This is a genomic window from Bradyrhizobium sp. AZCC 1578 (assembly GCF_036924675.1).
GTDB lineage: Bacteria > Pseudomonadota > Alphaproteobacteria > Rhizobiales > Xanthobacteraceae > Bradyrhizobium.
The window spans coordinates 5,675,232-5,700,176 of the sequence record NZ_JAZHRZ010000001.1 but is presented as its reverse complement, the minus strand read 5'-3'; the positions used below and the strand labels follow the sequence as shown (position 1 = coordinate 5,700,176).

Sequence of the window (24,945 nt, the reverse complement as noted above, 5' to 3'; positions counted from 1 at the left end):
AGTGCCAGGATCGGCCATCCAGAAGCGGAGGCAAACGGCCAGAAGCAATCGCTTGATCACTATCAAATCAAGCGGCCGGCACAAACTCACATCCCGATCCAGCTACTTGTACGCGACCGCAAGGCTCGACGGGCCTGTTAGCGAGGGGGATCATCCTGAAGTCTCGGAATCCGGCCTGCGGAACGCATAACAGGTTGTACGATCACTGATCATCGTTGGGGACCCATTCCTCCGCGGTTGAGTCCCAATGATGGGTGTCGTCAAACTGTTTCCAGAGGGGCCGCCCTGGTTTGCGTTCACCCTTCTCTCGTAATGCATTCAGTGCGCTGAGTTGGACGACGAGCGCCCCAGCCATCATCACCCATTCGCGAGCGTTATATCGGGAGTTCCATTTGATTGTCGCGAGCATCGGATGCCTCCTTCAAAGTAAGAAGCCTTCCGCCATCTTAGCCCGGGCCAAGAACACGGGATGTAAAGTACTTCACAGTCAGCCAACATCTTCGACATAGTCGGGGGCAATCCTATGAGGCCATGCGTCTGGCGGAGCCTCGGGGAAATCGAATTGGTAATATAGCAGATATCTGCGCCGATGTCCGGCTATGGCCATGTCCGAAATGGGTCTTGGCCGTGTAAAAACGCCCTTCCAGGAAGTCGATGAGAGGCCAGGATCGGTTCAGTCTCAGGCTGCGATCGCAGCCATCAGCGGCTTGGCTCCGACGATGTTCATGACCCGTGTCAGATTATAGGCCAGGACCGAGAGAGCCATCTCGGCGGCTGCTTTTGGAAGCGTTTTGGTGAGGAAGTGTGTCGCCCCCATGCGGGCCTTCATCGTGCCGAACGGATGCTCGACCGTCTCGCGACGCTGGCGCATGGCGAGCGGGTTCGCATCAAGGCGCTGCTGCACGGCATCGAGCAGGGCCTCATGCTCCCATCGTGGAATCCGCCGTTCTGGCCCTGTCGTGCACTGAGACTTGAGCGAACAATTTTGGCAGGCGCTGGTCCAGTAACGCCTTATCCGCTTGCCATCTTCCTCGCTCGTAAAACGATATGGCAGTTGCTCTCCAGCCGGACAGCGATAGGCGTCCTCCTCCGGCAAATAGACAAAGTCCTGCTTGCCGAAGCGTCCATCCGATTTGGCGCCAGACGTCTGCGGCTTGGGCAGAGTTACTGTGATGCCGGCCTCGTGGCAGGCGAGGATCTCCGCGCTGCTGAAGTAGCCGCGATCGGCAACGGCCTCGAGCGTCTCGGTCTGTAGAACAGCCTTCGCCTGCTTGCCCATATTGGCAAGTTGTGCCCGATCTGAACCGTTGTTCGTTACCTCATGCGTCACAATCAGGTGGTGCTTGGTATCCACGGCGACCTGCACATTGTAGCCGACGACGCCGGAACCGCGGCCGCTCGTCGCCATCGATCGGCTGTCGGGATCGGTCAGAGAGATTTGCTGGTCGGGCGACGCGAGCATCTGCTTCTCGTAGACGGCAAGCTTGCCCATTTCTTTCTTCAGCTTCGTCAGTTTCTCGGTGAGCCTTGTCACCTTCGCCGCCAGCGCCTCGCTCGGTTCCTGTCGATCGGCGGTATCAAGTTGGCTCAAATAGCGCGCGACGCTCTCCTCCAGCTGGGCACGCCGCCGCTCCACTTTCGCCCGTGTGAAGTTCTTATCCCGGTTGTTCACGGCTTTGAACTTGCTGCCATCGATGGCGACGCTCGCCGTCGCGAGAAGGCCCATTTCGCGGCAAAGTTCGACGAAGCGCGCACAGACCTTGCGCAGCGCCAAGCCGTTATCCTTCCGGAAGTCCGCGATCGTCTTGTGATCGGGAGCGAGCCGGCCCAGCAGCCACATCACCTCGACATTGCGTCCGGCTTCTCGTTCGAGCCGGCGGCTCGACTGCACCCGGTTTAGGTAGCCGTAAATGTAAAGCTTAAGCAGAACCGAGGGATGGTACGAGGGCCGACCAGTCGCCGCCGGCTCCACTCCTTCAAAGCTCATCTCAGCCAAATCGAGCGCACCGACAAACACGTCGATCACGCGGACGGGGTTGCCCTCGTCAATGAAATCATCGAGGCACTCGGGCAGTAGCGTCCATTGCCCACGATCGGCCTCCTCAACGAAGCGCCTCATCGATCCCCCCTAGAATCACGGGAGAATCATAACAGCGGCACGGCGTTTTCACACAGCCAGGGTCACAAGCGGCGGTTCCAGATTTGCAAATCTTGGTCCGCTCCAACTTGGACAGCAGACGTTAGAGACAAGATCGCGCGTGGCCTCTTCGCTCCGTCAGCATCCGGGATAATCTTTAGACCCGCATTTTCGAATCCCTGCTCTGTGTTAGCAGCCGGAACGGAAGACGGTCCGACCGGATTCGTCTTGGCAGGAGAGCTCTCGATGCTGATGGTCAAGGAAAGGCGGCCTGCGATCAGGACTCTGCGAGGCTGGGCAATCTCGGTGCTACAGGAGGCCGGTGCCATACGCGAGTGCGAGGAGCACGGCTGGATGCAGGACCGCGCTGATCCCCACGCTCGTGAGCGCGCGTTGACTATCGCCCGTCAGGATCCTCCGTTTAGCATCTCTCAGGACGAGGCTGCCGCCGCGGTCAAGGACATGCTGGATTCGATCGGCGACACCTGCCCGGAATGCCCGCCCGATTGCGGCTAGGCCGCCTCCGCGTTGGCGCTATCGGGATGTCGTTCCGGTCGTCCGCGGGCGAGCTCTCGCCACGCCATGGCGAGACAGATCCATTTCTGGCGCTCCAGGCCATGGGCTGCGACGGCGAGCTTCATGGCCGCCTCCGCGGAAGGCGGCTCCGTAGGAATCCGGGGCTCTGGGTGAGCTGCACGCCAAGCCGACTTGGGCTATCTGACGACGGTCTGCCTCGCCGCCGCTCTTGACGAGCCGAACGCCGATTCTTAAGGAGCGAAGGTGCGGCAACGGTAACATTCTCCTCCATCATCTTCGGTTGGTCGCCCCTCGCGAACGGCTCAAATAGCCGAAGATCAGCTTCTAGCGAACCTCACGATGGAACGTCCGCTCACTGATGCAAAGCCGACGTAAGGCGGAGATCGCCAAGCCGACGCGAATGACGGATGCTGTCGAAAGAGGCCCCGTGGCGATTGGCTTGCTATTGGGAAAAGGGGTTTTGGCGTCTTTCCGGCTGGCGTCACGGCCTGGTCGGCGAACACCTCGCCCGGATTGCCATTCCACTGACGCAATCGACGCGCGCACCTGACCTGTTGGCGGGCCGAGTAGATGGAGCGCCATCGTCTTGAGGTTCTGCACGATGGCGGCGAGGTGAAACTCGTCGCGGGCGCCGGAGAGACCTCTGAGCCGCATGCGTTCGAACCCGTGGTGGGTCTTGAGATGAGCAAAGCGCATCTCAACGCGCTTGCGTTCATCCCGCGATTTGAGGAAGCGCTTGGTCCCCATCAGCCGTCGCGCCAGATCGCGGGCATCTTCATTAATGTCACGAGGTACCTGTCGGGCAGCCATATTCGGACAGCATCGCATCTTCAGCGCACACGCATCGCAGTCGAGTTTGGAGGCACGGTAGCGGACCATGCTGCCGTCGTGCACGATGCCGGTGGTGTGCAGCACTTTGTCGTTTGGACAAATGTAGATGCCGCGCCGTTTGTCCCAACGGAAGTCGATGCGTGAAAAGGTGCCGTCATCGCGCTCGCTTGCGTCGCGAACTGGAATATGTGGAGCAATCCCACGGCCAACCAGCCAGCCGAGAAAGCGGCCCGTTCCATAAGCAGTGTCAGCAGCAAGGCGCTTCGGCTTCAAACTAAAGCGACGCTCGGTTCGATCGAGCATTGTCTTTGTGGACTCGACCTCGTCATAGGTGCGCGCGGGCGTTGGTTCGACGTCGACACTGACTGCGTGCTCGACGTCAATAAGATAGTTGAGCCCATACCCGAACTGCACGCGCTTGTTAGCCTTGGCCGTCCAGGCCGAGGACGGATCGGAAGGCGAGATCACCTTCGGCGGCTCACTACGGTTATCCTTATCTTCCTGGTCCTGGGCCTCCGCCTCAAGTCCAGCTAGATACTCGGCCACGGCACGCTTCTGACGTTGCGCATCGGTCCAGTCCAGCTCGTCCGGCGCTTTGCCGTGATAGCGATTAGCATTGGCCTCCATTACGCTCGCATCCACGGCGAACCCCTCGCCCTTGACAAGGCCCGCCACCATGCACGCCGCAACCTCGGACTTCCCGAAATGCTGACGCTCGTTCGCGGCAGTGCCACGGCCTGAGATAAACGCCTCGTAAAAGTAAAAGGCCCCGTCGAATGGCCCGCTCAAGCCGCGGTTCCACCCCGCGTGAATTCAGCGGCATGCAACTTGATGAAGTCGTACATGCTGATCGGCTTCTGGCCGGTGAGCTTGAACAGGTCGTCCGTCATACGGTCGTAGCGGCCCTGCTTGTTCAGCTCCGTCATCACGGAAAGGTGCTTGACGATGTGCGCGGGCACGCCAGCCCCCAGAAGCTTTTCGCTCCAGTCGGAGAGTGGCACGTCGCGATAGTGGATGGTCCGACCCAGCGCCTCGGAGAACACGCGCGCGTAGTGCTCCAGATCTGCCGATTCAAAGCCGGTCAGATTGTAGATCTGGCCGATGTGCGGCGTGGGATCCTCGAGGACGACCGATACGGCGCGCGCCACGTCCACAGCCGAAATCGGTGAGGTTTTGCCGTCGCCCATTGGCAACGCCAGTTCGTCGGCGTCCCGCACGCTCGGGGCAGCGAAAAGGCGGAAGAACCCTTCGAGGAAGACCGTGGGCCGCATGGTGACGACCGGGAGGCCCGACCAGGACAAAGCCTGTTCAGCCAGCCAGTGCAGCTTGTGCTGCGGGCTGTCGGTGCTCTCGGTGATGCTCATCTGCGTAACGGTCATCTGAGACATGTTCACGAACGCTTCGACGCCGTGATGGCGCGCCACGGCGGCGGTGTTGACCGTGGCCGTCAGGTAATCGGCCGAAACCGACATGCCGAAATAGACACTCGCGCAACCTTCGATCGCGCGGTGCATCGCGGTGAGGTCAGTCAGGTCGCCTTGCATGACCTCGGCGCCGAGCTGGCGCAAGGCCTCAGCGCGTTCATCCTCGCGGCGCACCAGGGCGCGCACCTTGCGCTGTTTGGCGAGCAGCATTTCGGTGAGATTGCGGCCGATGGAGCCGACAGCGCCACCCGCGCCGGTCACCAGGATCGGGCTAGCATGTGACGATTGCGTAGTCATTTTAATTGCCTCTGGATGAGTTCAGATTGCGGGACGATCGCCGGGTTACAGGACGACTCGACAGGGCTCTCCTGGTCGAGAACCGGGCGAGCCGAGTAACAAAAAGACATGTGATGCGGCACGGCCCAGCATCAAGACTATGTCACTGACCCTTCCGCTTTTGACACATCGTGGACAGTTCAGAAATACTGATGTGCACCATGGCACCGGACCCCATTTCGTAACGCGCAAATCCATGCTGTAATCATGTTCTTCGTGAGCAACGGGCGGCGCAGCCCTAAGCCTCGGAGAAACAATGCGACGACGCAATTTCCAACAACGGGGTTAGGAGATGCGACAATGAAAAAAAACACGCTGATCAGTCTCAGCATTTCGGTATCGATCGCCGTTTTGGCGGCTGGTGTCGCAATTTCCGCGCAGGACAAATACACTGTGCAAGTACCGAATGGCCTCGGGTTCTCTGAGTTTAGGGGATACGAGGACTGGCCAGTGATCGCGATGAGCGAGAGCGGAGGCAAGATCGCTGTGATCGTGGGAAATCCGGTAATGATCGACGCCTATAAGGAAGGCGTACCCGGCAATGGCAAGCCTTTCCCAGACGGCGCCAAGATGGCGAAAATTCATTGGAACCCGAAAATACAAGAGACGTATCCCGGTCAGCCAACGGTGCCAGGTACCCAGCTTGACGCTGGTTTCATGGTGAAGGACAGCAAGAGGTTCGCGGACAGCGGCGGATGGGGATGGGCCGAGTTCAACTATGACGCGGCGTCCGATACGTTTAAGCCCGCCACTGCAGCGGACAATCCGCCGCAGGAAAATGACGCGAAGTGCGGGTTCTCATGCCACTCGGTGGTGCAGAACCGCGACTACGTTTTCACGGATTACGGAAAGAGGTGAGTATCGGATAGTGTTGACGGACGGTCGTAACGACTGCGCCGAATAATGGTGGATGTCCGCACCTGGCCCCTTTTCGGACCTCAAGGGATGTCTGGCTTGGTCCGAAGTTAACTCGAAAGCGGACATCCGCCGACCACTCTCCTAGGCTGACTTGCGCTGCGGCCTGGCCGCCGCTTTTTTCGCAGGCACTTCCTTTACCTTCTTGCCTTTGATCGGCATTAGCATTTCCTTCTGGCCGCTCTCCGCCTTGCGCGGCTTTTTGCCGGGCTTCGCCGGCGCGGCCTCCTTACCGATGCTCCGACGCAACGCCTCCATCAGGTCGACGACGTTACTGGCGGCAGGCTTCTCTTTCGGAGTGATCGGTTTGCCGGCGCGCTTCTGGTTGATGAGGTCGATCAGTGCGGTTTCGTACTGGTCCTCGAACTTCTCGGGCTCGAACCGTCCCGACTTCTGGTCGACGATGTGCTTCGCGAGGTCGAGCATGTCCTTGGTGACTTTGACGTCCTGAATCTCGTCGAAATACTCCTCCTCCGAACGGACTTCGTAGGGGTAGCGCAGCAGCGTGCCGACGAGCCCCTTGTCGAGCGGCTCGAGCGCGATGATGTGCTCGCGGTTGGTCAGCACCACGCGGCCGATCGCGACCTTGTCCATCTCGCGGTGGTCTCTCGGATCACCGCGAAGGCGTCGTGACCGACCTTGCCGTCGGGACGCAGGTAGTAGGGACGGATCAGGTAGCGGGGATCGATCTCATCGCGGTCAACGAACTCGTCGATTTCGATGGTGCGAGTCGATTCCAGCGCGACGTTCTCCAACTCCTCCTTCGTCACCTCGATGAAGGTGTCCTTATCGAGCGCATAACCCTTGACGATGTCCTCGTTGGCGACCTCCTCGCCAGTGTCGGCGTCGACCTTTAGGTACCTGATGCGGTGACCGGTGCTCCGGTTGAGCTGATTGAACGAGATCTTCTCGCTCTCCGAGGTGGCAGGGTACAGCGCGACCGGACAGGTGACGAGGGACAAACGCAGGAAGCCTTTCCAATTGGCACGCGGGGCCATTCTACGCAGAACTCCGAAATAGGGTTGGCTTGGATTCAAGACGATCCGCCGGGCGTGGTTCCGACAGTAAGCGAGACGGAATTAGCCGCACGCCGGCTTTGACTCGATGTTCCCGTTATGTTCTTATGTATTCTCCCTTGAAGCCGCTGAGCCGAACATGCCCGACATCGAATTCGTCAGGTCTGAGATTGAACACATGAGGGGTCAGGTCTCACGCCAGAGGAAGGAAATCCTTCAACTCGAAAGAGCAGGTATTGCCACGGCGTCAGCAGAAGCGCTGCTCGATCGAATGCTGGCCAAGATCCGCGACCTTTGTATTCAGCGGGATGAACTGAAGAAATGCCAGCCTGGTCCAACCAAGGGAAAAGTTCTCGGTGGTCGGAGGTGGTGAGATGCAAGAACTGAGGTGGTACGACCCAAAAGCTGAGAACCCACCATGGATCAACGCGCTCGCGGAGGTCCGGCATTTGGCGCCGCGAGAAGGCTGGTGTTACCAGCACGTCCAGGCAATCGTTGTCGCTATCGATCAGTACGCGGAGACAGCTCTCGGCAATCGGGAGTTCTTTCTCAATCGGCCCTATAGCATTGGAGGACTGAGGGAAGACAATATCCCTTAATTCTCCCGCGCACGTGGCTCATATTGGCTGGGCCGAGCTTGCTTAAAGGTTCTTCAGCTTGGACTGAATGGCTTCCCACAGTGTACCATGTATGCAGCGCTTTGCCGGCGGATGGTACGTCCAGCTAGTTGCGCACTCTGGTCTATAGGCGCTGCAGCCATTGTTGGCGCTCCACGAGTTTGCTTCCGTCCGACCCGGCTCAGCTATCGAAGAGCCAGCTCCGACCACACAATAAAGCTCATTGGGAAGAATCGACCCGCTGACGTGATCCACCACGATCAATCCAACTAACGCGAAAATGATCACTCCGAATGTGGAACCTGCATTCGAACAGGCACCAGACCTCGTATTCTCTTACCTCCGCTCTGTGTTAGCAGCCGAACGGAAGACGGTGCGATCCGATTCGTCTGGCAGGAGCGCTCGCGATGCTGATGTTCAAAGAAAGGCGGCCCACGATCCGGACTCTGCGGGGCTGGGCGATCTCGGTGCTGCAGGAGCCAGTGCAATCCGCGAATGCGAGGAGCATGGTTGGATGCAGGACCGTGTCGATCCGCACGCCCGGGAGCGCGGCATCGCTATTGCTCGTGAGGATCAATCGCCAGGCATTCCTCTGAAGGAGGCCATTGCTGAAGTTCGGGACGTCCTGGACTCGCTCGGCGACACCTGCCCCGAGTGTCTGCCAGCCTGATTGCGCTTGCTGCGATCGGCAGACGACGGCGATTGCGATGGAATGTTCTTCTTGAAAGTCCGTGAGGTCGGTCGGATACTGGAGCAGGTCCTTGCCACCAGCAATCCCAGGAGGACGATCATGCCGATTCAGATCGTGATGGACCGCAGCGGCGACCGCCGTCACCCCTTCAGTTCGGATGACGCACAAGAACTGGCGAAGGCGGAGCAGCGGTTCTATGAGCTCACCAATGCCGGCTTCACAGCGGCAGTTAGGACGGGTCCGGGCCAGACCTCGCACCTACGATCGTTCGACCCCACTGCGGAAGAAACTGTCTTCTTCGCCAGGCTGGTCGGCGGGTAACCGGCCCGGCCATGTTCGGCTTTCGACTGTGGACGCCGGGCGGCCGCTCCCGCACAAGCGCGACGCGAGCCCTCTTCATCAGGCACGGCGCCGAAGGCACGCCGGAGGGCCGCTCGCTGCGGCTCTTGCGAGAGTGGCTGTCGCCGGCGCAGCGAGAGCAGTTCGCCAGGAAGGGCTACTTCGAGGTCATCGGAAGCGACAGCGGAAAGCGGTACAGGATCCACGCCGGGGCCTCGGTGAATGTGTGCGAGATCGACAAAAGAGGTCGCCTGCAGGAGGGGCTGTGTTTCATGCCGATCGGCGCTCTGCCGATCGGAGACGTCATGCTTGCCCAGAAGATCGCGCTGGAGACATGCGAGGGCCAGGCGCGCGCCGTGGCCCGCAGGTTCACTCTGAATAATTTCCATTTCAGGCAAAGCCGACCTCTCGGCTGACGCCGCGGACCTCATCGCGGCTGCGGCACGCATCAGGCTGTTGCGCTGGACATCGTGCGCTGACCGAAAACAACGCCCATTCACGAGCTGGAGCGATACCTGCGGTGCAAGGATTGTTCGGAGGTTCGCGGATATTCGTACAGGCGCGGCCTCATCGTAGCCTTGCGACCGACCAAAATTTCAGCGTTGAACCCGCCGTCCACCTGGTGGCCGGGAGAGCGATAAGCAAAAAACCAACCCGTAAAAATACGGACGGACGGTAGCAGTTTTCTGAAAGACAACCCCGTTAGCCTCAGCTAATAGCGGAGTGCCGGAATTTGCCCGGTTGAAAGTGGGTTGGGGAACCCTGTTGTATTATTCCATTGCTGACGCGCAACAGCCGTTGCGCGCTGATACACGCTCCACTGCGACAAACAAGCACTCAGGTGGGGGGACCTTTCGGCTAGACATCAACGCCCTCCGGGCGCTCTCGGTGCTGGCTGTGCTGGGCTATCACCTGAAGATACCAGGATTTGCCGGTGGATTCGTCGGCGTAGACGTCTTCCTCGTGATCACTGGCTACCTGATGACGGGCAAGGTGTTGGCCGAGTTGGCTGCGGGGCGGTTCTCGCTCTGGTCGTTCGGCATGATGCGCATGCGGCGAATTTATCCGGCGCTGGCGGTTGTTGTGATTACATCTGCCATTGTTGGATGGTTCGTCACGCTGCCCGGCGAATATCTGAGACACCTGAGGCAGGCATGCTACGCCTTGGTAGCCCTCTCCAATTTCGCCTTCGATGCTGATAACGGCTACTTCGCAATGGCCGCTCAGACCAAGCCCCTACTGCATACTTGGTCGCTCGCAATTGAGTGGCAATTCTATATCTGGATGCCCTTGGTGGCGGCCCTGATATGGCGGCGCGCCCTGCCTTCGAAGTCTCGATCCAACGTGATGATGGGCGCATTTTTGGCCGTTGGGTTTGTCTCTTTGGCGTGGTGCCTCTGGCAGAGTCATAGCGACATGATGGGCTCGGCGTTCTTCTCGTTGCGAGCGCGAGCATGGGAACCATTGGCCGGTGGATTGATCGCGGTGTCCGAGTTTCAGCGGCGTAGGGAGAATACCCCTGATATTCCGTGGCTGACAGCGCCCGCAGTGGCGATCGGGGGCTGGGTCCTTGTTGCAGCCTGCATCATTTATCCACTCCCTGAGACGCACTGGCCGGGACCGCTCACGCTGTTGCCAATCCTCGGGGCTGCATTGATCGTTGCAGCCCGCCATCAGGCCGATGGACGCGGCTTGCTTGGGCTGCCGTTCATCCAGCGTATCGGCGATTGGTCCTATTCGATCTATCTTTGGCACTGGCCGATCTGGGTCGTTGCGCTGAGCTGGCTCTCTTTCCGCGGCTATGACGTGAATGCCAGGGAAAAGATGCTGATGGTGGCCGCGTCAGTCCTGCTCGGCGCGGCCTCTTACTATCTCGTTGAGCAACCCGTCAGAAAACGCCGCGATTTTTGGACGGAGCGCCGTCTGGTGTCGAGTGCCAGCATCGTGTTCTGCTCGTTGCTCGCATTCACTGCAACGGCTTTCCTGAACAATGGGTTTCCGAGGAGGTTGCCTGAATATCTGCTGGCCGCTGAGGAGGCGAGAAGGAACGGTACGCTACGAGACGAATGCTTTAGGAACTCGAACTCCGTCAAGAGGGCTGCTGAGACGTACTGCAGCTTTGGAAGTGAAGGCGTCGCCGGACACCCCACCGCAATCCTGTGGGGAGACTCGTTCGCCAACCAGTACCTTGAACCGATCTCGTCGGCCGCGCTGCGAAACGGAATACATGGGCTGATCGCGACGCAAAGTGCCTGCAGGGCATTCATTGACGATCCTGCACTGAACTCCGGTGATCAACAGCCGTGCCGCGAGTTTAACCGAAGCACGATGGATTTCGTGCTAGGTCACGCTCAACCGAGCATAGTCGTTATCGGAAGTAACTGGCGAAGTGCTATCGAGATTTCTGCCTTGGTGGACCGATTACTTAGTTCGGACAAGACCGTCATTCTGATCATGCCCCTGCTAAGCATTGGCTTCGATGTCCCCCAGCGGTGGATGGAAAACCAGGCTCGGGCTGACCGGGCACTAGACGAATGGAAGGTCGAAGCCGACCTCGTCCTGACGATGAGCAACCTCCGCACCGAGATCACCAAAATCTTGCAAAAGTACAAGGGCAACCCGCGGCTGATCGCAGCTGATCCATTGCCGCTAGTCTGTGAAAAGAGTCATTGCTATCTCGTCAGGAACGGGCAGTCCAACTTTCGAGATTCTGCCCACATTTCCAACGTTAACGCGACGCAGTACACGGGCATGTTTGACGCCGCCTTTAGATTGGCGGTCCAAGCCACGAGTAAAGCAACAAACGAGGCCGACTGAGGGCGTAGGCGTTGGATGCCATCGTGTGACGCCGGTGGCCGCAAGCTTAAGCTGAACCAGCCGCGCAAAGATCACCATGTGCAATCTGTACTCGATCACCACGAATCAAGAGGCCATCCGCGCCCTCTTCCGCGTGATGAACCGCTACATTGGCAACCTGCAGGCAATGCCCGGCGTGTTTCCCGACTATCCCGCGCCCGTTGTGCGTAACGTCGGCACCGAGCGCGAGCACCGCAGTTGGCTCGACGAAGCTGGTTTCGCTGACATTGAGATTCAATACGGCGCCGCGCCGGCCGGGACGAGCATTGTGCTGGCGCGAAAAACTGGATGATGCGCCGCTGAGAGCAATCCTGTTGACCCAATCGAGCCGCATCGAGTCTAGGCCCATTGATGCCCGTTGCGGGTCAAAAAGCGCCGTTCGGAAGATTGTTCGGCTGCTTCCGGTTTGCCCCGATAAGCCGACAATCAAAGAGCCAAACCTGACTTCGGTTTCGGGCCAACAGCTGACGGAAGGCAGCTGCCAACTGAGGCGGCCTTACTCCTCCTCTTTGAAGGGTTGGAGACCACGAAAAAGGATGCCGTCTGGTTCGCGCTGAACGACGACAGGCGGCTGGCCGCCTTCGCCGGGAAACTGAAGATGAACAATGAAAGAGGCCGCCAACTGGGCGGCCTTATTCCCTCCAAGTGCGCTCTCCGCACCGCCGGCATTCAAACATATGGGTGACAACTCCGCTTTCAGATTCCACGATCGTTTTGAGGAGAGTGAGCTTTCCTCCGCAGAAGCGGCAGTCGTGGTTTGAATGGTATCGGATCCAGGCCACTCATCAGAGGCCTCCTTGCGGTACGAAGAAGCACAGCTCCTGTCCCGTCGATCTGTTGATGAACAGGACGGGGGTACGATCAGGCGTATCACTTTCCTTTATTATGTCGGGTGGAATGATTTTCCACTCGCCATCTTTCAGGTATTGCCACTGGTCTGAGCGATCTTCACCAACCCGGAAGCGGGTCTTGAATACGTCGCCGTTGTTGCAGCAAGACTTGTAGGGAAGACCGAGCCGACGCTGTGCAGCCGGGTTCATTTCCTGCTTGTTGAACCATTCGTGATGCGGCATCGACGGATCGTGCGCATCAGCACGAATGGAAAGCAGAAGAAGAATACCGAACGTCGTCAGTACGCGATCGAATGCTTTCATGGCAGCCTCCGCTAGACTGTTTCCGGCGATCAATCAGGCCACATTCTGAAGAAAATGGAATCCCATTCCTGAGCAGCCTTCTGCTTTGAGCAAGACTGTTGTTTTTTGGTCGTTTCTTATGCCTCACAAGGTGCATTGTCCGGCGTCTCCGGAACGTCCGCTAGGGGGCCATCAGCGGAAGTCGAATAGCTCCCTGCCCTCGCGCTTTTCCCTCAACAGCGGACATTGCTGCAGCCGCTCGTGACTTCGGAAAAGTGCCATCAACGGAAGTCATCGAAGAACTTCGATTCTATGAGGGTTGTAGATCGCGCTCGAATATCCGGGCCGTAAGTGATAAGCGGCGCTCGGGTGCGGATATGCCCGCGCGCTTGCGCGCTGAACACGCGTTCATGAACCTAACAACGGGTTCTCGCGTTTGCTTCCAGGGCAACAAACAAGGAATCAAAAAACGGAGCAACGTCCATGCGTAAAGCGCTCTTGGGTGCGGCAGGTGCACTAGCTCTTGCCTCGCCGGCAATGGCCAACGGAGTAACGCCCTATAGCGAAGTTCCGAGCTATCGGCGGGAGACTCACACGTACGAGTACCGGACGCCGCCACCTGTCGTTGTCGAGGAGACGGCTCCCGTTGTCGTGGTTCGCCGGCCCGTCATCGTAGCGCCGCCGCCAGCGGTGATTGATGAATATCCGGTCTATGCGGCACCGCGCGTCTATGTGGCACCTCCTGTATATGCGTATGCTGGTCCGGGTTGGCGTGGCGGATGGGGCTATCGACGTCACTTCCGTGGCGGTTGGTAAAGTCTCGAATATGTAGGGGAGTAGGCGTCCAGCGCTTCGGCTGTTTCGGGGAGCGTCTCGGGCCACAGCTCGCTGCCAATGCCGGTTCACGGACTGGCGCTGCCCTCTCTGTCCGAGTTGGGCCATTCGCGACAATCGGCAATGTCCGAGCGACTTCCGCTTTCGCCCTGAAAGCCGACATCCATACCAAGCTTCGGCATGTCTCAAAAGGGCCAACAGCAGACTCACGCACCGCAGCAGTTCAGTGCTTTGCAATGAATGCAAGCACCGTTTCATTGAAGGCTTGGGGGTTCTCAACCTCCATCTGATGAGATGCCGCCGGAATCGTTGCACGTTCTACGCTCGGTAAGCAGTGCTCCAGTCTGTCGTTGATGAGACGGAACATCTTAGGACTGCGCTCACCGTCGATGAGCAATGTTGGCGCTTTCACTTTCTGCACATCCTCGCATGTGGTGGGTGGGTGGAGGTTTCGCGATGAGGCCGCGCCTTTTAGTTCTTGGGCATTATCCATGAGGCGCTTCAGAACGGAAGGTGGGAGTTTCTCGTACGAACCTTCGCCCAACACGCCATTCACAAATCGACGCACTCCTTCTTCGTCATTCCCCTGCTTGAATGCTTCGCTCGTAGCGATTGATCTCGTGATAGCGGCGGTAAGAAGAGCATCTCCTTCAGGAGTAGTTTTTAGTAACGGCATTATGGGCGGTTCGCCCAGCGTCAGACTGCGAATGGCTTCCGGGTGATCTCGTGCGACCAGGAACGCAATAAACGCCCCATACGAATGACCAACGAGATGAACCGGGGTTAGATTAAGTGCCTTGATGAAGGCAGCCAGGTCTCTCGCATGTATGGTGACAGAAAAATCTGTTGAATCTTTGGGCCATTGATTTGGATAGTGATACCGACGACTGTACGAGATTAGTCGATATCCCTTCGACAATGCCTCAAGCTGTCCATCCCACGTGCGGTAATCCTCCAGTGTGCCATGCACCAACACCACTGGAGTTCCTTGCCCGAGTTCAATGTAATGCAATGTAAGGCCATTAACTTGCACCTCTCTTGTTTGCATCTCAGAAGAGGATGCGCCTTTCTGTTGCGCGAGTGACGGACTCGCGACGAAGAACATGGCTGCTACTGATACGAGGACGAGGTATTTCAGGACGAGCGCTCTCGATTGCATATGACTCTCCTGGTGTTGTGAGACCATCTGCTTCGGTTCTGCTTATTGCCGGTTCAACTCCTCGAAAAAGCGCGGTAAAGCCAAGTCTTGTCAGCCCTCATATTGCTGACCTTGGTCACGGAGGCTACCAGTGTGATGCGTTTCGTCTTTTTCGGCTGATGCGCCACAGCATGCCGCATCGCAGACGCAATCATTAGCCCAGCAACGAAGTCTCGCGGCTTCATCGATCACCTCATCGGCGATAGCGAGCAGTGCTGATGGCGTGCGTGGGCGATACCCAGCACCGTATGATTGAAGCGGACAAAGCAACGTGAGACAAGAAAGCACTATGTCGCAATTGGTAGAGTCGAGGATGGGCGCGGTAGCTTGGGGGCCTTTGGCCATCGCCCCGTTTCCCATCCCCGCTCATCAAACCGGACGAGCCGATTTCCGGCATCCGGCTTTCCGACTGGCTTCACCGCAAGGCACACGACGGGGCCGCTCGGGGCAGGCGTTGGAGGCACACAACGCCGAGTTCTCGATGAATGACATCGAATGTAAATCGGCGATTGCCGCGCCCTTGCACCTTGTGCCTTCGCGCGAGGAACCTGCGCAATCGTTCAAAGACGTATTGATCGACGCTACGGTATGCCTTGCCCCGCGAGCCGTAGCCAAAGTAGTTGGACCAGCCGCGCAGTGATCTGTTCAGCTTGTCACGTACTTCCGGCCATGGATCGGTGTTGCTCGGCACCAGCAGATCGCCGACTCTTGTCTTGAACCGTTGCACACTCTTCTTGGACGGGCTTACACCCAGATACCACTTCCCGTTCGCCTCAAACCAATGGGCGCCGAACGAGTAGCCGAGGAAGTCGAAGCGTTCCTGTCGGGCGCTTCTCAGCGAAGTTTTCGCCTCGTTGATCGTCAACCCGAGCTTGGTCATCACCGCCTTCGTCCACGCTAATGCCTCCGCCGCGCGACCGCGGCTGAGGATAACGAAGTCGTCGGCATAGGAGACGACGTGAGCCTGGAACGTGTCGCCGCAGCCAGTCAAACGCCAATGCTTCAGGAACCGGTTCATGTAGATGTTGGCCAGCAATGGACTTGCGACGCCGCCTTGCGGTGTGCCGCGCGTGTTTCGCTTGCCACCACTCATGTGCCGGGTGTCGTCCGCGTCCCGTTCCTCGATCGGCGCCCTCAGCCACATCTTGATGAGGCGCAGGACGTTTCGATCCACGACACGCCGGGCTACTGACTTTGTCAGCTCGGAATGCGGGATCGTATCGAAGAACTTGGACAAATCAGCATCAACTACGTCAGCGTAGCCCCGGCATAAATGCCGGTGCACTTCCTTGACCGCGTCCACCGCCCCGCGAGCGGGCCGGTAGCCGTAGGCATTGTCCTCGAAGTCAGCCTCGAAGATGGGTTCGATCACGATCTTGGCGGCAGTCTGAATCACACGATCACGAATGGTTGGAATGCCGAGCGGACGCTCGCCACCGTTCGCTTTGGGGATCATCACCCGCCGCACCGGATCAGGTCGGTACGTCTTCGAGACCAGTTCCGCGCGCAAGCCCGCCAACCATGCTTCCAGGCCCTGCTCCTCGATGCGAGAAAACGTCATCCCATCTACACCCGCTGCACCCGCATTGACGCGAGCGAGACGATAGGCGTGGAGCAGGATGTCCTCGCGACAGATCTTGTCGTAGAGCAGATAGAAGCGGAAAGTGGGCTCCGCCTTCGCCTTGCAGTAGAGCTTTCTCTGAAGGTTCCGGATCTTATCAGGCGTTGTCAGGCTCATCACCAATCACCTTCACCTCACCATCTTCAAAAGCGCACCAGAAGTCGGGGCCCTTTGCTCCACCGGCATTTCCCGGCATCAACGCTCCTATTGCCCCGTCCGACTCCCGCCGTGACCACCGCCTATTGCGATGCTGAGGCCGCTACCTCGTCCGCGACGGGTCTCCCCCTGTAACTGCGAACCACCCTTCCGACGTGCCGTGCCCACTACCCCGGCGGATCGCGTGGGTGCGTGTGTCGATTACTTCCCCACGCGTGCGGCCTTCCCCAAATGACCGGAGGGTCGGCATCCGCATTCGAACTTTCGAGGCCTGCTCGGGCTTCACTTTGTTACGGCCCATCGAATCGCTCAGCAGCCCAAGGCCGCCTTCGTCGCAGGGCTCCGCCCCAGCCAGTTACCCGGCCGAGCCGCCTGCCAGCTTCCGGACCAATCGACAATTATCCGGGTGAGACCCTCCCTCACTGGTAGCTCGCGCCCTTGGGGCGCACGGTCAATTGCGTCGGTGTCGGGACGACCGCTTCCGGCGCAAAGCGGGCATTCGGCAAGAGGCCGGTGTCTGCTAAGTGCCGATTTTGTTGCAAAAGTCGAAAATCGAACGACCCCGAAAATCTCGCGAAAGGTGATTTTCAGAGAGCTGTTAACGATGCGAGGCGCCATCACGCCGCTACGCAGGTCCGTGGTCGTTTTTACGAGGAACGACGTGGTCCCTTACGTGGCCACGTGCAACACGCGTCAGCGTCCTGAAAATTTTCGTTCGTCACCCCAAAAAGACTTTTGCAACAATATCTGCCACGACCGGACATGCATCCTCATTGCAAGTTATCGATCAGTGCCTTCGCCTGCTTGAGTCCCGGCGTGTCGAAGCCTTCAGTGAACCAGCTGTATGTGGGCTCGAGGAGGTCGCGGGCGTCGTTGCGCTTGCCCTGGTCGAGCCAGAGATAAGCTAACTAGTGCAAGCCCGCAGCTCATGCGACTTTGCATGTCTTAGCTGTGCTCGCTCGATCGCAAGCTGAAAGTATTCTTCTATCTTCCTACTACTCGAGCCTGCCATTTTGCAAAGGTCGCCCATCATCCGGTACATTTTGGGGTTGCCACCAGCCCTCACCAGTTCGCTCGGTCTGTGCAATCGCATCTGCCAATATGGCAATGGCTTCGCCGCCTGCTCCGTGTTTTGCAAGCTGCTGAGCAAGGAGCGACGCGAAAAATGGATGGACAAGCTCCGTTCCGAGCGACAACCGTTGATCCACGGCTTTACGGATTTTCACGATATGATCTTCTTCATGACCAGCACCTCGTGAGCATGACCGGAGCTGGAAAGCTGCCGTCACACTTGCAGCGGAGCGCGAGAAGGATCGCGACCGTGATCAGGAGCATGAGCTGAACAAGGACATCACAGACCGCGATAGTACGGCCCTGAATCGCATTCTATCCATGCTGAGCGATACCTCGGTCAGAAATCTCCCCCGTCTCGCGCGAACACCAGAACACTGTTTGCCGGCAGTGTGATTTCCGCAGAGGTCGGCAGACCGTCCCATCCCGGTCCGTCGGCCGTGATGCCGCCGGGATTGCCCTGCGCGTTCGGATTGAACCACTGATCGTAAATGTCGCTGTTGAACACCTCGTTCCAGTGGCCACCGCCAGGAAAGCCGAGGCGATAGCCGTGATTGTAAAACGTGCTCTCGTTCAGGCTCGCGACCACGACTACGTCGCGGCCAACCCCCGGCAACCAGCGATGAATAGCGATGACACGGGTATCGTTGTGCACATGGAACACATTTATGCCTTCGCCGCGCAGCGCCGGATGCTTTCGCCGGAGCCACATGAGGTCGCGCGTGAAGCGATGCTGATCCGACATGTGCTTGTCTTTGCCTTCGAGACCGTCCCACCAGATCAACAATTCCGGCCGCCCCGGCCAGTCCGTCCAGTATTTGTCCTCCAGAAATTCCTGCCCCATGAAGATCATCGGGACCCCCGGCGCCGTCAGGAGAAGACCCGTGGCGACCTTGGCCCGGCTGCGCGCGTACCAGGAACGTGCGTTGGTGGGATCAGCGAGCGCGGCGATGCGGGGCTGACGGTCTCGGCCGGTGTGATTGAAGTCGAGCAGGTCGTGGTTCTCGATGCACTGGAAGACAGTCCAGCGCGAGGAGTCTTTGTAAGTCATGTAAAGGGCATCGCGCAGCTTGTCGAGATTGACTCGGGCATTGCGGCCGCCAGTGGTTTGAGCGATCAGGTCGCGCAAGGTGTCTCGCAGCGCGTCACTGTAGCCCATATCGAAGCCCATTCCGTACGGCGGGACGGCAATGCCTTTCCAACGGTTACCGGCGTCGTTGTCCCAGTATTCGGCGATCTGCACGGCTTCCGGCTTGACGTAGCGCAGCGTGTTCGTGAGGTCCTGGGCGAAATACCAGCCGCCGCTTTCCGCGATCACGGTGACCTGATCGTAACGAAGCCCGTCGACGTGATACTCCTGTAGCAACAACTTGCCATTGTCGATCAGGAATTGCCTCACCTCCTGTCTCCAATACGCGAAGACGCGTCCGCCCGCGTGATCCTTGTCCGTGAAATAAAGGCTGTTGTTGTCCGTCGAGTAAGGCTGTCGATCGAAGAATTTGATGCTCTGATCGTCGAAGCCGCCGCCCGCGTGGTTGTAAACCACGTCCGCGATCACGGCTATTCCATAGAGATGGCAGAGATCGATGAACGCCTTGAACTGATTGATCTGCCCGGTGAGTTGGGCCGCAGTGAGTGAGGCGAATCCCTTTGCCGCCAGCAATCGATTCACGCGCACCACATACGGGGCGAGTTCCGCGGCCGGCACCGCGTAATCCATTTCAGGCGAAAACAGGTCCGTGCCGTTGTAGCCGAGGCTGTTCTCGCCCTGATATTCCTGAAACGGCAGCGGCATCACGGCGTTGACGCCGAGATCCGTGAAATATTCGACGCGGTCCACCACATCGAGAATTTTGCAGATGCGATGACGCCGGATATCGGTGCCCGCGGGGTCCTGCGCAAAGAACACGCCAATATGAAACTGGTAGATGATCAGGTCGCTGAAAGCCGGCGGACGGAACCCGGCGTCGTGCCAAGGGTACGTGCCCGGGTCGCGCACGATGCAGTTGCAATCGGGATACCCGTTGAACTCTAGCTCGCGCGCATACGGATCACGCTTGAAGCCCTCGCTCCCCGTTCCGACGACGTAAAAGCGATAAAGATCCCCGTCCTTAAGTCCGGGTACGAAGCCGGCCCAGAAATCTTGGCCGTCTTTCACGAGTAGATCGCCGGGATTTTTGGGGAAAGCAGCGGGCACGGTTCCAGTCGTTTGTTTTAAGGCGATGTACACCTCCAGAGCTTTTGGCGCCCAAGTGCGAAAGGTAACTCCACCCGGCGCGAGAGTCGCTCCTAGCGGTGTGCTCGACGTTATGTTTGATTGTGATGCGGGCATCGGCACTGCTTGTTCACAGTTTCGGGGAAGACCATTCGTTGCCCTCGAGCCCATCAGGGATTATGGTTGGGGCCCGGGTCAGATACCCATATTCTTTTCCAGGCGTCCGGATCTGAAATCGATAGAAGCGCCTTCTTTGTCGGATTCTTTGGAGAACGCAGCCAGATTGGGATCATCGACTGGCGATTGCAGCCTGCGTGTGACGTACTTCACAAGCTCGTAGAAGAATCCGCCTGCATGGCGGGGCCGGAATGAACGGCGGGTCGCTTTAGCGATCAGTCTCGGCAACGCCTCCCAATGCTTCTGAGGGTGAAAGAGTCTGCCGGGAGCAAGATGCTGCCGCGGGCTTGGTAGCCAGTACCGTGTTGTACGGGTTGCCGAAGACAAAAACCTTCGAAGTGCGCCAAATGATCCGCTCCAACTCCACGAATGTTCGCATCTTTAGCCGATACTTCCACAACACCAAGTGTTGAATGAAGTTCCACGTGAGGCCCCAAGCCCAGAATGGCAGTCGGCGATAGCGGATCGGGTTGAAGCCGAGTCGGCGCATCTTGTAGACGAGAAGATTGGCGCCGACAAAATTGTAGCGCCAGTTTTCGAAGAAGACGGTGACGCTCAGGTAATCCTCCCTACGCCGACAATGATCCAACGACCCCGGTGAGCGGATCAACAGGCTTCCTCCCGGCTTGAGCATCCGCCAGCAGCGCACCAGCCAAGCGTCCAAGTTTTTGGTATAGCCGATCGATTCGAGCGCATAGATGGCGTCAAAACTCTCACTCGGGAGATCGAGGCTGTCGAAGTCGGTGATGATGACCTGTCCGCGCCCACCGAGTTTTGCAAATTTCCGCCGGCAGATGTCCGCCTGTACGGATGAATTAGTCACGCACACAATTTCGATGTCTCGTCGGCTGGCGAGGTAGTATGCCGCCGCGCCAGATCCGCACCCGAGATCCAACACCCGCATCCCTTCCTTCGGCTTCAAAAGAACGTATTCGGCTTCGTAGGGACGCGAAAACGCTATGCGGGGAAAAACGCACGTGCTGTAGTTCGCTTGCTCGTCGCGATACGCGCCGAACACGTCATCGTATGTACGCTTCTCGTCGTCGTGCTTGAGGAAGTCGCTCGGCCGCGGTGTCCACTCGATCAGTTGGCGTTGCTCGAATTGATTCAATTCGTGGCCGATCTTGCTCGCGTCCTTCAGGTGAGTCACCAAGAGAAAAAGTACGTAATGAAAAACGTTGTATGCCACAAACAACGCGACGACGATCGTCGTGACCAACTGAAGCGCGAGAACAATGTCCAAGGTTGCTCCTGTAACCTCTGAAAGCGATGGAGATTCTCACGTCAATGAGGAGCCACGGTCAAGCAGAACCGTGCGTTCTTCTGCGATTTTATCCTCCTCTTGGGGTGCTCGATCGAGGTGGCTCAGGCGTCCCGGCCGCTGAGGCATTTGTTTGCGGCGCGAGGCTGCTTCGCGGCTGATGTTATCAAGCGCTGGGGAAAACCCGCTGTAGGTCGGTGCATCTGCACTTTTCGAATCACTAAAAAATGCTGCGCCTAATCGGAATGAGTTGCGTTGGCGGGGTATCACCGTGAGCCGGATATCGTTTGCCGTTCCGATCGCGACTGGTCTGATTCTGACAACCTATTTCGGGCTGGCGGCTTGGCGCCTCTCCAAGGATGGCGAGATGGACATCAAGGGCCAGATTGCGTTGCGCACGGAGGCATTCACCGCCTGCATGGCAGCGATTGCGACACGGGGGTCCGCCTGATCGAGCCCCCACATCGTCGAGCAGACCCAAGCATAGAAGAATCCGAAAATCGCACCGCAAAAGACAATTGACGCGATCGACAGCGCCACGAGCATTCTAGACATTGCAGCCTCCCTCAGGGCCGATCATGCTGTTCTCACGACCAATGCAAACCACCAACAAGCAAATCATCCGCTGAGCGCGTGACCTTTGTCAAAACTACAGTGGTTATGGGTGATGGGTAAGAATTACGAGATTTACGCTCTTGGCACTTTTCGGGACATTCGGACATCGGCCCGGAGCGTTTCAGGATGGACGATAGAGCGCGTCGATTCCGAGTTTGACCCAAGGCAAGACATTCGCGTCCAATTTTACCCGAGTTAGCTGGGAACACCGTCCACGATAATTTCAACGCCGTCACGGGACAGCAATCCGCAGCAGGCCTGATAGAGCCGGGCCAGGTCAGTCTGACCGTTGCTGTGGGTCTGAAGGTGAACTGCGACCCGCTGCTCCTTTCGGGGCCGTTTGCAATAAGAGAACGTACTGATCTCAACAAATCATTGTGCCGGTATCGAACCTTGGCGCGTTGGCCCAGCACATATTTGCAGTGTTCCGACCAGATTATTCAAACGGATAGGAAAGTGCTGCCATGTCTCCTGAAACTAAAGAACTTCTCAAGACGACCTGGGCAAAGGTGATTCCGATCAGCGATATCGCGGCTGGTTTGTTCTATGAGAGACTGTTTACGCTCGATCCATCGCTGCAGCGATTGTTCAAGCATGCAGATATGAAAGAGCAGCGCCGGAAGCTCGTCCAGGCATTGAGTGCCGTGATCAACAGTGTCGATGACTTGCCGTCGTTGATACCGACGCTAGAGATCCTCGGGCGGAACCATATTCGGTATGGCGTCGAGGATCGGCATTACGAAACGGTTGGTGCAGCCTTGCTATGGACACTGGAGCAGGGGTTGAAAGAGGCTTGGACGCCAGCGGCGAAGTCCGCCTGGGTGGTGGCATACAGCACCGTGTCCGGCGTCATGCGTGATGCGGCGGCCGCATCGCGAGAGAACGCGACCCTGCAGGCAATTTGAATCCGGCATGTCGCCTCTTGGCCCGCGGACCCGTGGGAGGGTTTCGGCGCAGTCCGCTTCTGTGAGCTCAACGGACGTAGCACCAGCTTTGGCCGATATCGGCTTTTGAACCCTTTTCGGACCCGAGCGTTCAGGCTGAGGATGCCCGTTTATGAGGGCACAGCGGACTTCCTTTTCGGGCGCGTCTAGGTCCGTTGTTTGACCCGGAGCGGACTCCGCCCGGACCAGCCGCATCACGTTCCTGAATGGCCTAAGCTTCCGATGCGTTCCCATAGGCCGGGCGGCACTGGCCTGCCTCAGTGGCCTAGTTTGAAAATACTAGTGGCCTGCTTTGAAAATTGACGAAGTTCATGTGCCGTTGAGCCGCTGCGTGATTAGAGGTCGGGCAGCATCCCGAGCGGTGCTAGAGGGATGGATGCTGTTCCGGGTCGTCAGGGACCCGGGCAAACCCTTTCCGTGTCCCGCCCTTGGGACTGAGGGAACTCCCCGGCCGAGAGTATCTTAATTATTCCTCGTTTTGTAGATTAGTGCGCTTACACTCGCCGATAGAACGGTTACCTTTTCTTCATCACCGCTCCGTTCACTGTAGCTATCGGTGACTGAGAGACAGTTGCGCTCCCGCCATAAGGGAGTTGCGCATGCAGCGACGCCGCTGCCAGCCCCATACATTGAAAGAGCAAATTGAGGCCGCGAAGAAGCGCCTAGAAGTCGCAGGATCGCGTTTGCCACCTGGTTTGCTCCGATCCAAACTAGAGCGAAAGATCAGGCATCTCGAGGCCGCTTCCCACATGAATGACTGGCTCACATCGCCCGGCCTTAGGTCGCCCACGTAAGACGTTGTCAGGCCGCCTCAGTTGGCGGCCTCATTCGTTGAGTGAAGTGGTTTGTAGGGCGCAGGAGAAGACTTTGTCCCCTCCGGCGGATTAGCTGGCGGAATGATGAACTCGAATTCTTTTTGTCCTCCGAAGCGCTCCACGATCTTGCGCTCATATGCTTGCCTATCCGGCAACGACTCAGCTGATCGCCGCCCTTGGCCCTCAGCGCCGTTGGAAGTTTGCTGTTGCTCTCGCCGAGTGGGTGATAGATGTGATTCACCGTAAGATCGATACTGGCCTGTTTCCGACCTCAATGGCCTAGTTTGAAAACGTGAGTGACCTGTCTTGGATTAGTGGCGCATAAAGTGGCATGTCAGAAGCACACAACCGATCCTGTCAGTGCGGAGCGGTTTATGAGCGCCGAGAGAGGGTGGCTCCGGCCCGCCAAATCAGCAGTTTTGAATGCTCCGTGTGCAGTGTGACCATGGAAAGCTGGAACACGGCATGGGTGCCAACCTATCGGTTAGTTGCTGGTCCAGTTAGGGAAGTAGAACAAAGCCCTTGAGGCCGCCTCAGTTGGCGGCGCTCTCTCATGCGAAAGCCCGGCGATTGTGCCGGGCGATCGCAAATGTCGGGCTCTCCGACGCAAGGCCGCTCAATTCCGTAGCCCACCTCCAGAGACGCTCGCCAAGATCCCTTACCCATAAAGGCTGTACCATCGCCCAGGGCGCATCCTTAGGTGGTAGCTAAGATCAAAAGTGTTCGTTTCAAAAATTTGCGGCGATCAGATCGTAAGACCCCCGGCTTCCACGGACGTAAACCTTCGCAGCCGCCGCGCATATCACATCACGGTTGCAATCGAATGCATTCAGCATACCGGACTCATCGGGGCGGGCATTTGGTTGAATTCGCCTCAATGCGCCCTCGTCTATGAAGAATGACGCTTCCAGCGCGCTGTCATGCCCCCAGAACCGCACGGCTCGCCGGGTTTGATCATATGAACGGCTATGATTTGGAAACTCAATCATTGATTTGCACCGATCAAGGTCTTGCCGGCGAACCACGCGCGTGCCGGCTTTCGCACAAGCTGCACCGAAGCATACTCAAGGCCATGGCTTGTCCCGACCGCTGACGCACATCGAAGCGATGTGCGGTTGGTCAATGTCGTTGACAAGATTTGGCGTGGCTAAGCTTCACGCTGCCGCAAAGGAAATGCAGAAGCAATACGATTGCGCTCTCTCTGAA

Annotated in this window: 21 protein-coding genes and 4 pseudogenes; 12 read left to right on the top strand and 13 right to left on the bottom strand. The window is 58.1% G+C overall.

Features of this window, described 5'->3' with window-relative positions:
• Positions 1 to 202: 202 nt before the first annotated feature.
• Positions 203 to 409, bottom strand: a complete 207-nt coding sequence (locus V1290_RS27445; protein ID WP_334367256.1) for a hypothetical protein — start codon at positions 407 to 409, stop codon at positions 203 to 205.
• A gap of 270 nt (positions 410 to 679) precedes the next feature.
• Positions 680 to 2,119: an IS1182 family transposase gene (locus V1290_RS27440; RefSeq protein ID WP_334367255.1), complete on the bottom strand. Its 1,440-nt coding sequence runs from the start codon at positions 2,117 to 2,119 to the stop codon at positions 680 to 682.
• A gap of 264 nt (positions 2,120 to 2,383) precedes the next feature.
• On the opposite strand from V1290_RS27440, the gene V1290_RS27435 reads away from it, so the two are divergent.
• On the top strand, positions 2,384 to 2,653 hold the full coding sequence (locus V1290_RS27435) for a hypothetical protein (RefSeq protein ID WP_334367254.1): 270 nt from the start codon (positions 2,384 to 2,386) through the stop codon (positions 2,651 to 2,653).
• Here the strand turns inward: V1290_RS27435 and V1290_RS27430 are convergent.
• The 3 genes from V1290_RS27430 to V1290_RS27420 all read right to left on the bottom strand — a co-directional run bounded on the left by V1290_RS27430 (position 2,650) and on the right by V1290_RS27420 (position 5,190).
• A complete protein-coding gene (locus V1290_RS27430) occupies positions 2,650 to 2,778 on the bottom strand; it encodes a hypothetical protein (protein ID WP_334367253.1) in 129 nt (42 codons plus the stop codon). The genes V1290_RS27435 and V1290_RS27430 overlap by 4 nt on opposite strands.
• A gap of 220 nt (positions 2,779 to 2,998) precedes the next feature.
• Entirely contained in the window at positions 2,999 to 4,294 is a 1,296-nt protein-coding gene (locus V1290_RS27425) for a transposase (protein ID WP_334367252.1), read from the bottom strand.
• Positions 4,291 to 5,190 carry an NmrA family NAD(P)-binding protein gene (locus V1290_RS27420; RefSeq protein ID WP_334367251.1) on the bottom strand — a complete coding sequence of 300 codons (900 nt, stop codon included), beginning with the start codon at positions 5,188 to 5,190 and terminating at the stop codon, positions 4,291 to 4,293. Before V1290_RS27420 ends, V1290_RS27425 begins: the two co-directional genes overlap by 4 nt.
• A gap of 375 nt (positions 5,191 to 5,565) precedes the next feature.
• Between V1290_RS27420 and V1290_RS27415 the strand changes: the two genes are divergently transcribed.
• The gene (locus tag V1290_RS27415) at positions 5,566 to 6,123 is read left to right on the top strand and encodes a cytochrome P460 family protein (protein WP_334367250.1); all 558 of its coding nucleotides are present in this window, start codon (positions 5,566 to 5,568) and stop codon (positions 6,121 to 6,123) included.
• A 141-nt stretch (positions 6,124 to 6,264) separates the two neighbouring features.
• Here the strand turns inward: V1290_RS27415 and ku are convergent.
• Positions 6,265 to 7,178 (bottom strand): annotated as a pseudogene (gene ku, locus V1290_RS27410) (non-homologous end joining protein Ku).
• 157 nt (positions 7,179 to 7,335) lie between these two features.
• Here ku and V1290_RS27405 point away from each other — a divergent pair.
• The 7 genes and pseudogenes from V1290_RS27405 to V1290_RS27375 all read left to right on the top strand — a co-directional run.
• The gene (locus V1290_RS27405; RefSeq protein WP_334367249.1) at positions 7,336 to 7,569 is read left to right on the top strand and encodes a hypothetical protein; all 234 of its coding nucleotides are present in this window, start codon (positions 7,336 to 7,338) and stop codon (positions 7,567 to 7,569) included.
• A gap of 651 nt (positions 7,570 to 8,220) precedes the next feature.
• Positions 8,221 to 8,483: pseudogene (locus tag V1290_RS27400) on the top strand (hypothetical protein).
• Positions 8,484 to 8,603: 120 nt separating this feature from the next.
• Positions 8,604 to 8,825 carry a hypothetical protein gene (locus V1290_RS27395; protein WP_334367248.1) on the top strand — a complete coding sequence of 74 codons (222 nt, stop codon included), beginning with the start codon at positions 8,604 to 8,606 and terminating at the stop codon, positions 8,823 to 8,825.
• 11 nt (positions 8,826 to 8,836) lie between these two features.
• Positions 8,837 to 9,259, top strand: coding sequence for a hypothetical protein (locus tag V1290_RS27390; protein ID WP_334367247.1), 423 nt, complete (start codon positions 8,837 to 8,839; stop codon positions 9,257 to 9,259).
• Between the two features lie 18 nt (positions 9,260 to 9,277).
• Positions 9,278 to 9,484 (top strand): annotated as a pseudogene (locus V1290_RS27385) (hypothetical protein); the annotation flags it as partial.
• 82 nt (positions 9,485 to 9,566) lie between these two features.
• Positions 9,567 to 11,660: an acyltransferase family protein gene (locus tag V1290_RS27380; protein WP_334367246.1), complete on the top strand. Its 2,094-nt coding sequence runs from the start codon at positions 9,567 to 9,569 to the stop codon at positions 11,658 to 11,660.
• Between the two features lie 76 nt (positions 11,661 to 11,736).
• Positions 11,737 to 11,889 (top strand): annotated as a pseudogene (locus tag V1290_RS27375) (SOS response-associated peptidase); the annotation flags it as partial.
• A gap of 595 nt (positions 11,890 to 12,484) precedes the next feature.
• Here V1290_RS27375 and V1290_RS27370 read toward each other — a convergent pair.
• Positions 12,485 to 12,853, bottom strand: coding sequence for a hypothetical protein (locus V1290_RS27370; protein ID WP_334367245.1), 369 nt, complete (start codon positions 12,851 to 12,853; stop codon positions 12,485 to 12,487).
• Between the two features lie 462 nt (positions 12,854 to 13,315).
• Between V1290_RS27370 and V1290_RS27365 the strand changes: the two genes are divergently transcribed.
• Positions 13,316 to 13,648 carry a hypothetical protein gene (locus V1290_RS27365; protein WP_334367244.1) on the top strand — a complete coding sequence of 111 codons (333 nt, stop codon included), beginning with the start codon at positions 13,316 to 13,318 and terminating at the stop codon, positions 13,646 to 13,648.
• A gap of 241 nt (positions 13,649 to 13,889) precedes the next feature.
• Here the strand turns inward: V1290_RS27365 and V1290_RS27360 are convergent, their stop codons facing one another.
• From V1290_RS27360 to V1290_RS27340, 5 genes are all read right to left on the bottom strand, one after another.
• A complete protein-coding gene (locus V1290_RS27360; RefSeq protein WP_334367243.1) occupies positions 13,890 to 14,825 on the bottom strand; it encodes an alpha/beta fold hydrolase in 936 nt (311 codons plus the stop codon).
• A 454-nt stretch (positions 14,826 to 15,279) separates the two neighbouring features.
• A complete protein-coding gene (ltrA, locus tag V1290_RS27355) occupies positions 15,280 to 16,602 on the bottom strand; it encodes a group II intron reverse transcriptase/maturase (protein WP_334367242.1) in 1,323 nt (440 codons plus the stop codon).
• A gap of 1,034 nt (positions 16,603 to 17,636) precedes the next feature.
• The gene (locus V1290_RS27350; RefSeq protein WP_334367241.1) at positions 17,637 to 17,867 is read right to left on the bottom strand and encodes a hypothetical protein; all 231 of its coding nucleotides are present in this window, start codon (positions 17,865 to 17,867) and stop codon (positions 17,637 to 17,639) included.
• Between the two features lie 185 nt (positions 17,868 to 18,052).
• Positions 18,053 to 20,044: an alpha amylase C-terminal domain-containing protein gene (locus V1290_RS27345; protein WP_334369192.1), complete on the bottom strand. Its 1,992-nt coding sequence runs from the start codon at positions 20,042 to 20,044 to the stop codon at positions 18,053 to 18,055.
• Between the two features lie 268 nt (positions 20,045 to 20,312).
• The gene (locus V1290_RS27340) at positions 20,313 to 21,347 is read right to left on the bottom strand and encodes an SAM-dependent methyltransferase (RefSeq protein ID WP_334367240.1); all 1,035 of its coding nucleotides are present in this window, start codon (positions 21,345 to 21,347) and stop codon (positions 20,313 to 20,315) included.
• Between the two features lie 289 nt (positions 21,348 to 21,636).
• On the opposite strand from V1290_RS27340, the gene V1290_RS27335 reads away from it, so the two are divergent.
• Both V1290_RS27335 and V1290_RS27330 read left to right on the top strand, forming a co-directional pair.
• Positions 21,637 to 21,816, top strand: coding sequence for a hypothetical protein (locus V1290_RS27335; protein WP_334367239.1), 180 nt, complete (start codon positions 21,637 to 21,639; stop codon positions 21,814 to 21,816).
• Between the two features lie 628 nt (positions 21,817 to 22,444).
• Positions 22,445 to 22,885: a globin family protein gene (locus tag V1290_RS27330; protein WP_334367237.1), complete on the top strand. Its 441-nt coding sequence runs from the start codon at positions 22,445 to 22,447 to the stop codon at positions 22,883 to 22,885.
• Positions 22,886 to 24,467: 1,582 nt separating this feature from the next.
• Here V1290_RS27330 and V1290_RS27325 read toward each other — a convergent pair.
• A complete protein-coding gene (locus V1290_RS27325; RefSeq protein WP_334367236.1) occupies positions 24,468 to 24,728 on the bottom strand; it encodes a DUF1488 domain-containing protein in 261 nt (86 codons plus the stop codon).
• Positions 24,729 to 24,945 lie beyond the last annotated feature (217 nt).

Coding starts and splice junctions, on each gene's coding strand:
- ltrA (WP_334367242.1), bottom strand. CDS start 16,602: ATGAGCCTGACAACGCCTGATAAGATCCGGAACCTTCAGAGAAAGCTC.
- V1290_RS27445 (WP_334367256.1), bottom strand. CDS start 409: ATGCTCGCGACAATCAAATGGAACTCCCGATATAACGCTCGCGAATGG.
- V1290_RS27365 (WP_334367244.1), top strand. CDS start 13,316: ATGCGTAAAGCGCTCTTGGGTGCGGCAGGTGCACTAGCTCTTGCCTCG.
- V1290_RS27405 (WP_334367249.1), top strand. CDS start 7,336: ATGCCCGACATCGAATTCGTCAGGTCTGAGATTGAACACATGAGGGGT.
- V1290_RS27435 (WP_334367254.1), top strand. CDS start 2,384: ATGCTGATGGTCAAGGAAAGGCGGCCTGCGATCAGGACTCTGCGAGGC.
- V1290_RS27430 (WP_334367253.1), bottom strand. CDS start 2,778: ATGAAGCTCGCCGTCGCAGCCCATGGCCTGGAGCGCCAGAAATGGATC.
- V1290_RS27390 (WP_334367247.1), top strand. CDS start 8,837: ATGTTCGGCTTTCGACTGTGGACGCCGGGCGGCCGCTCCCGCACAAGC.
- V1290_RS27360 (WP_334367243.1), bottom strand. CDS start 14,825: ATGCAATCGAGAGCGCTCGTCCTGAAATACCTCGTCCTCGTATCAGTA.
- V1290_RS27440 (WP_334367255.1), bottom strand. CDS start 2,119: ATGAGGCGCTTCGTTGAGGAGGCCGATCGTGGGCAATGGACGCTACTG.
- V1290_RS27330 (WP_334367237.1), top strand. CDS start 22,445: ATGTCTCCTGAAACTAAAGAACTTCTCAAGACGACCTGGGCAAAGGTG.
- V1290_RS27395 (WP_334367248.1), top strand. CDS start 8,604: ATGCCGATTCAGATCGTGATGGACCGCAGCGGCGACCGCCGTCACCCC.
- V1290_RS27415 (WP_334367250.1), top strand. CDS start 5,566: ATGAAAAAAAACACGCTGATCAGTCTCAGCATTTCGGTATCGATCGCC.
- V1290_RS27325 (WP_334367236.1), bottom strand. CDS start 24,728: ATGATTGAGTTTCCAAATCATAGCCGTTCATATGATCAAACCCGGCGA.
- V1290_RS27345 (WP_334369192.1), bottom strand. CDS start 20,044: ATGCCCGCATCACAATCAAACATAACGTCGAGCACACCGCTAGGAGCG.
- V1290_RS27370 (WP_334367245.1), bottom strand. CDS start 12,853: ATGAAAGCATTCGATCGCGTACTGACGACGTTCGGTATTCTTCTTCTG.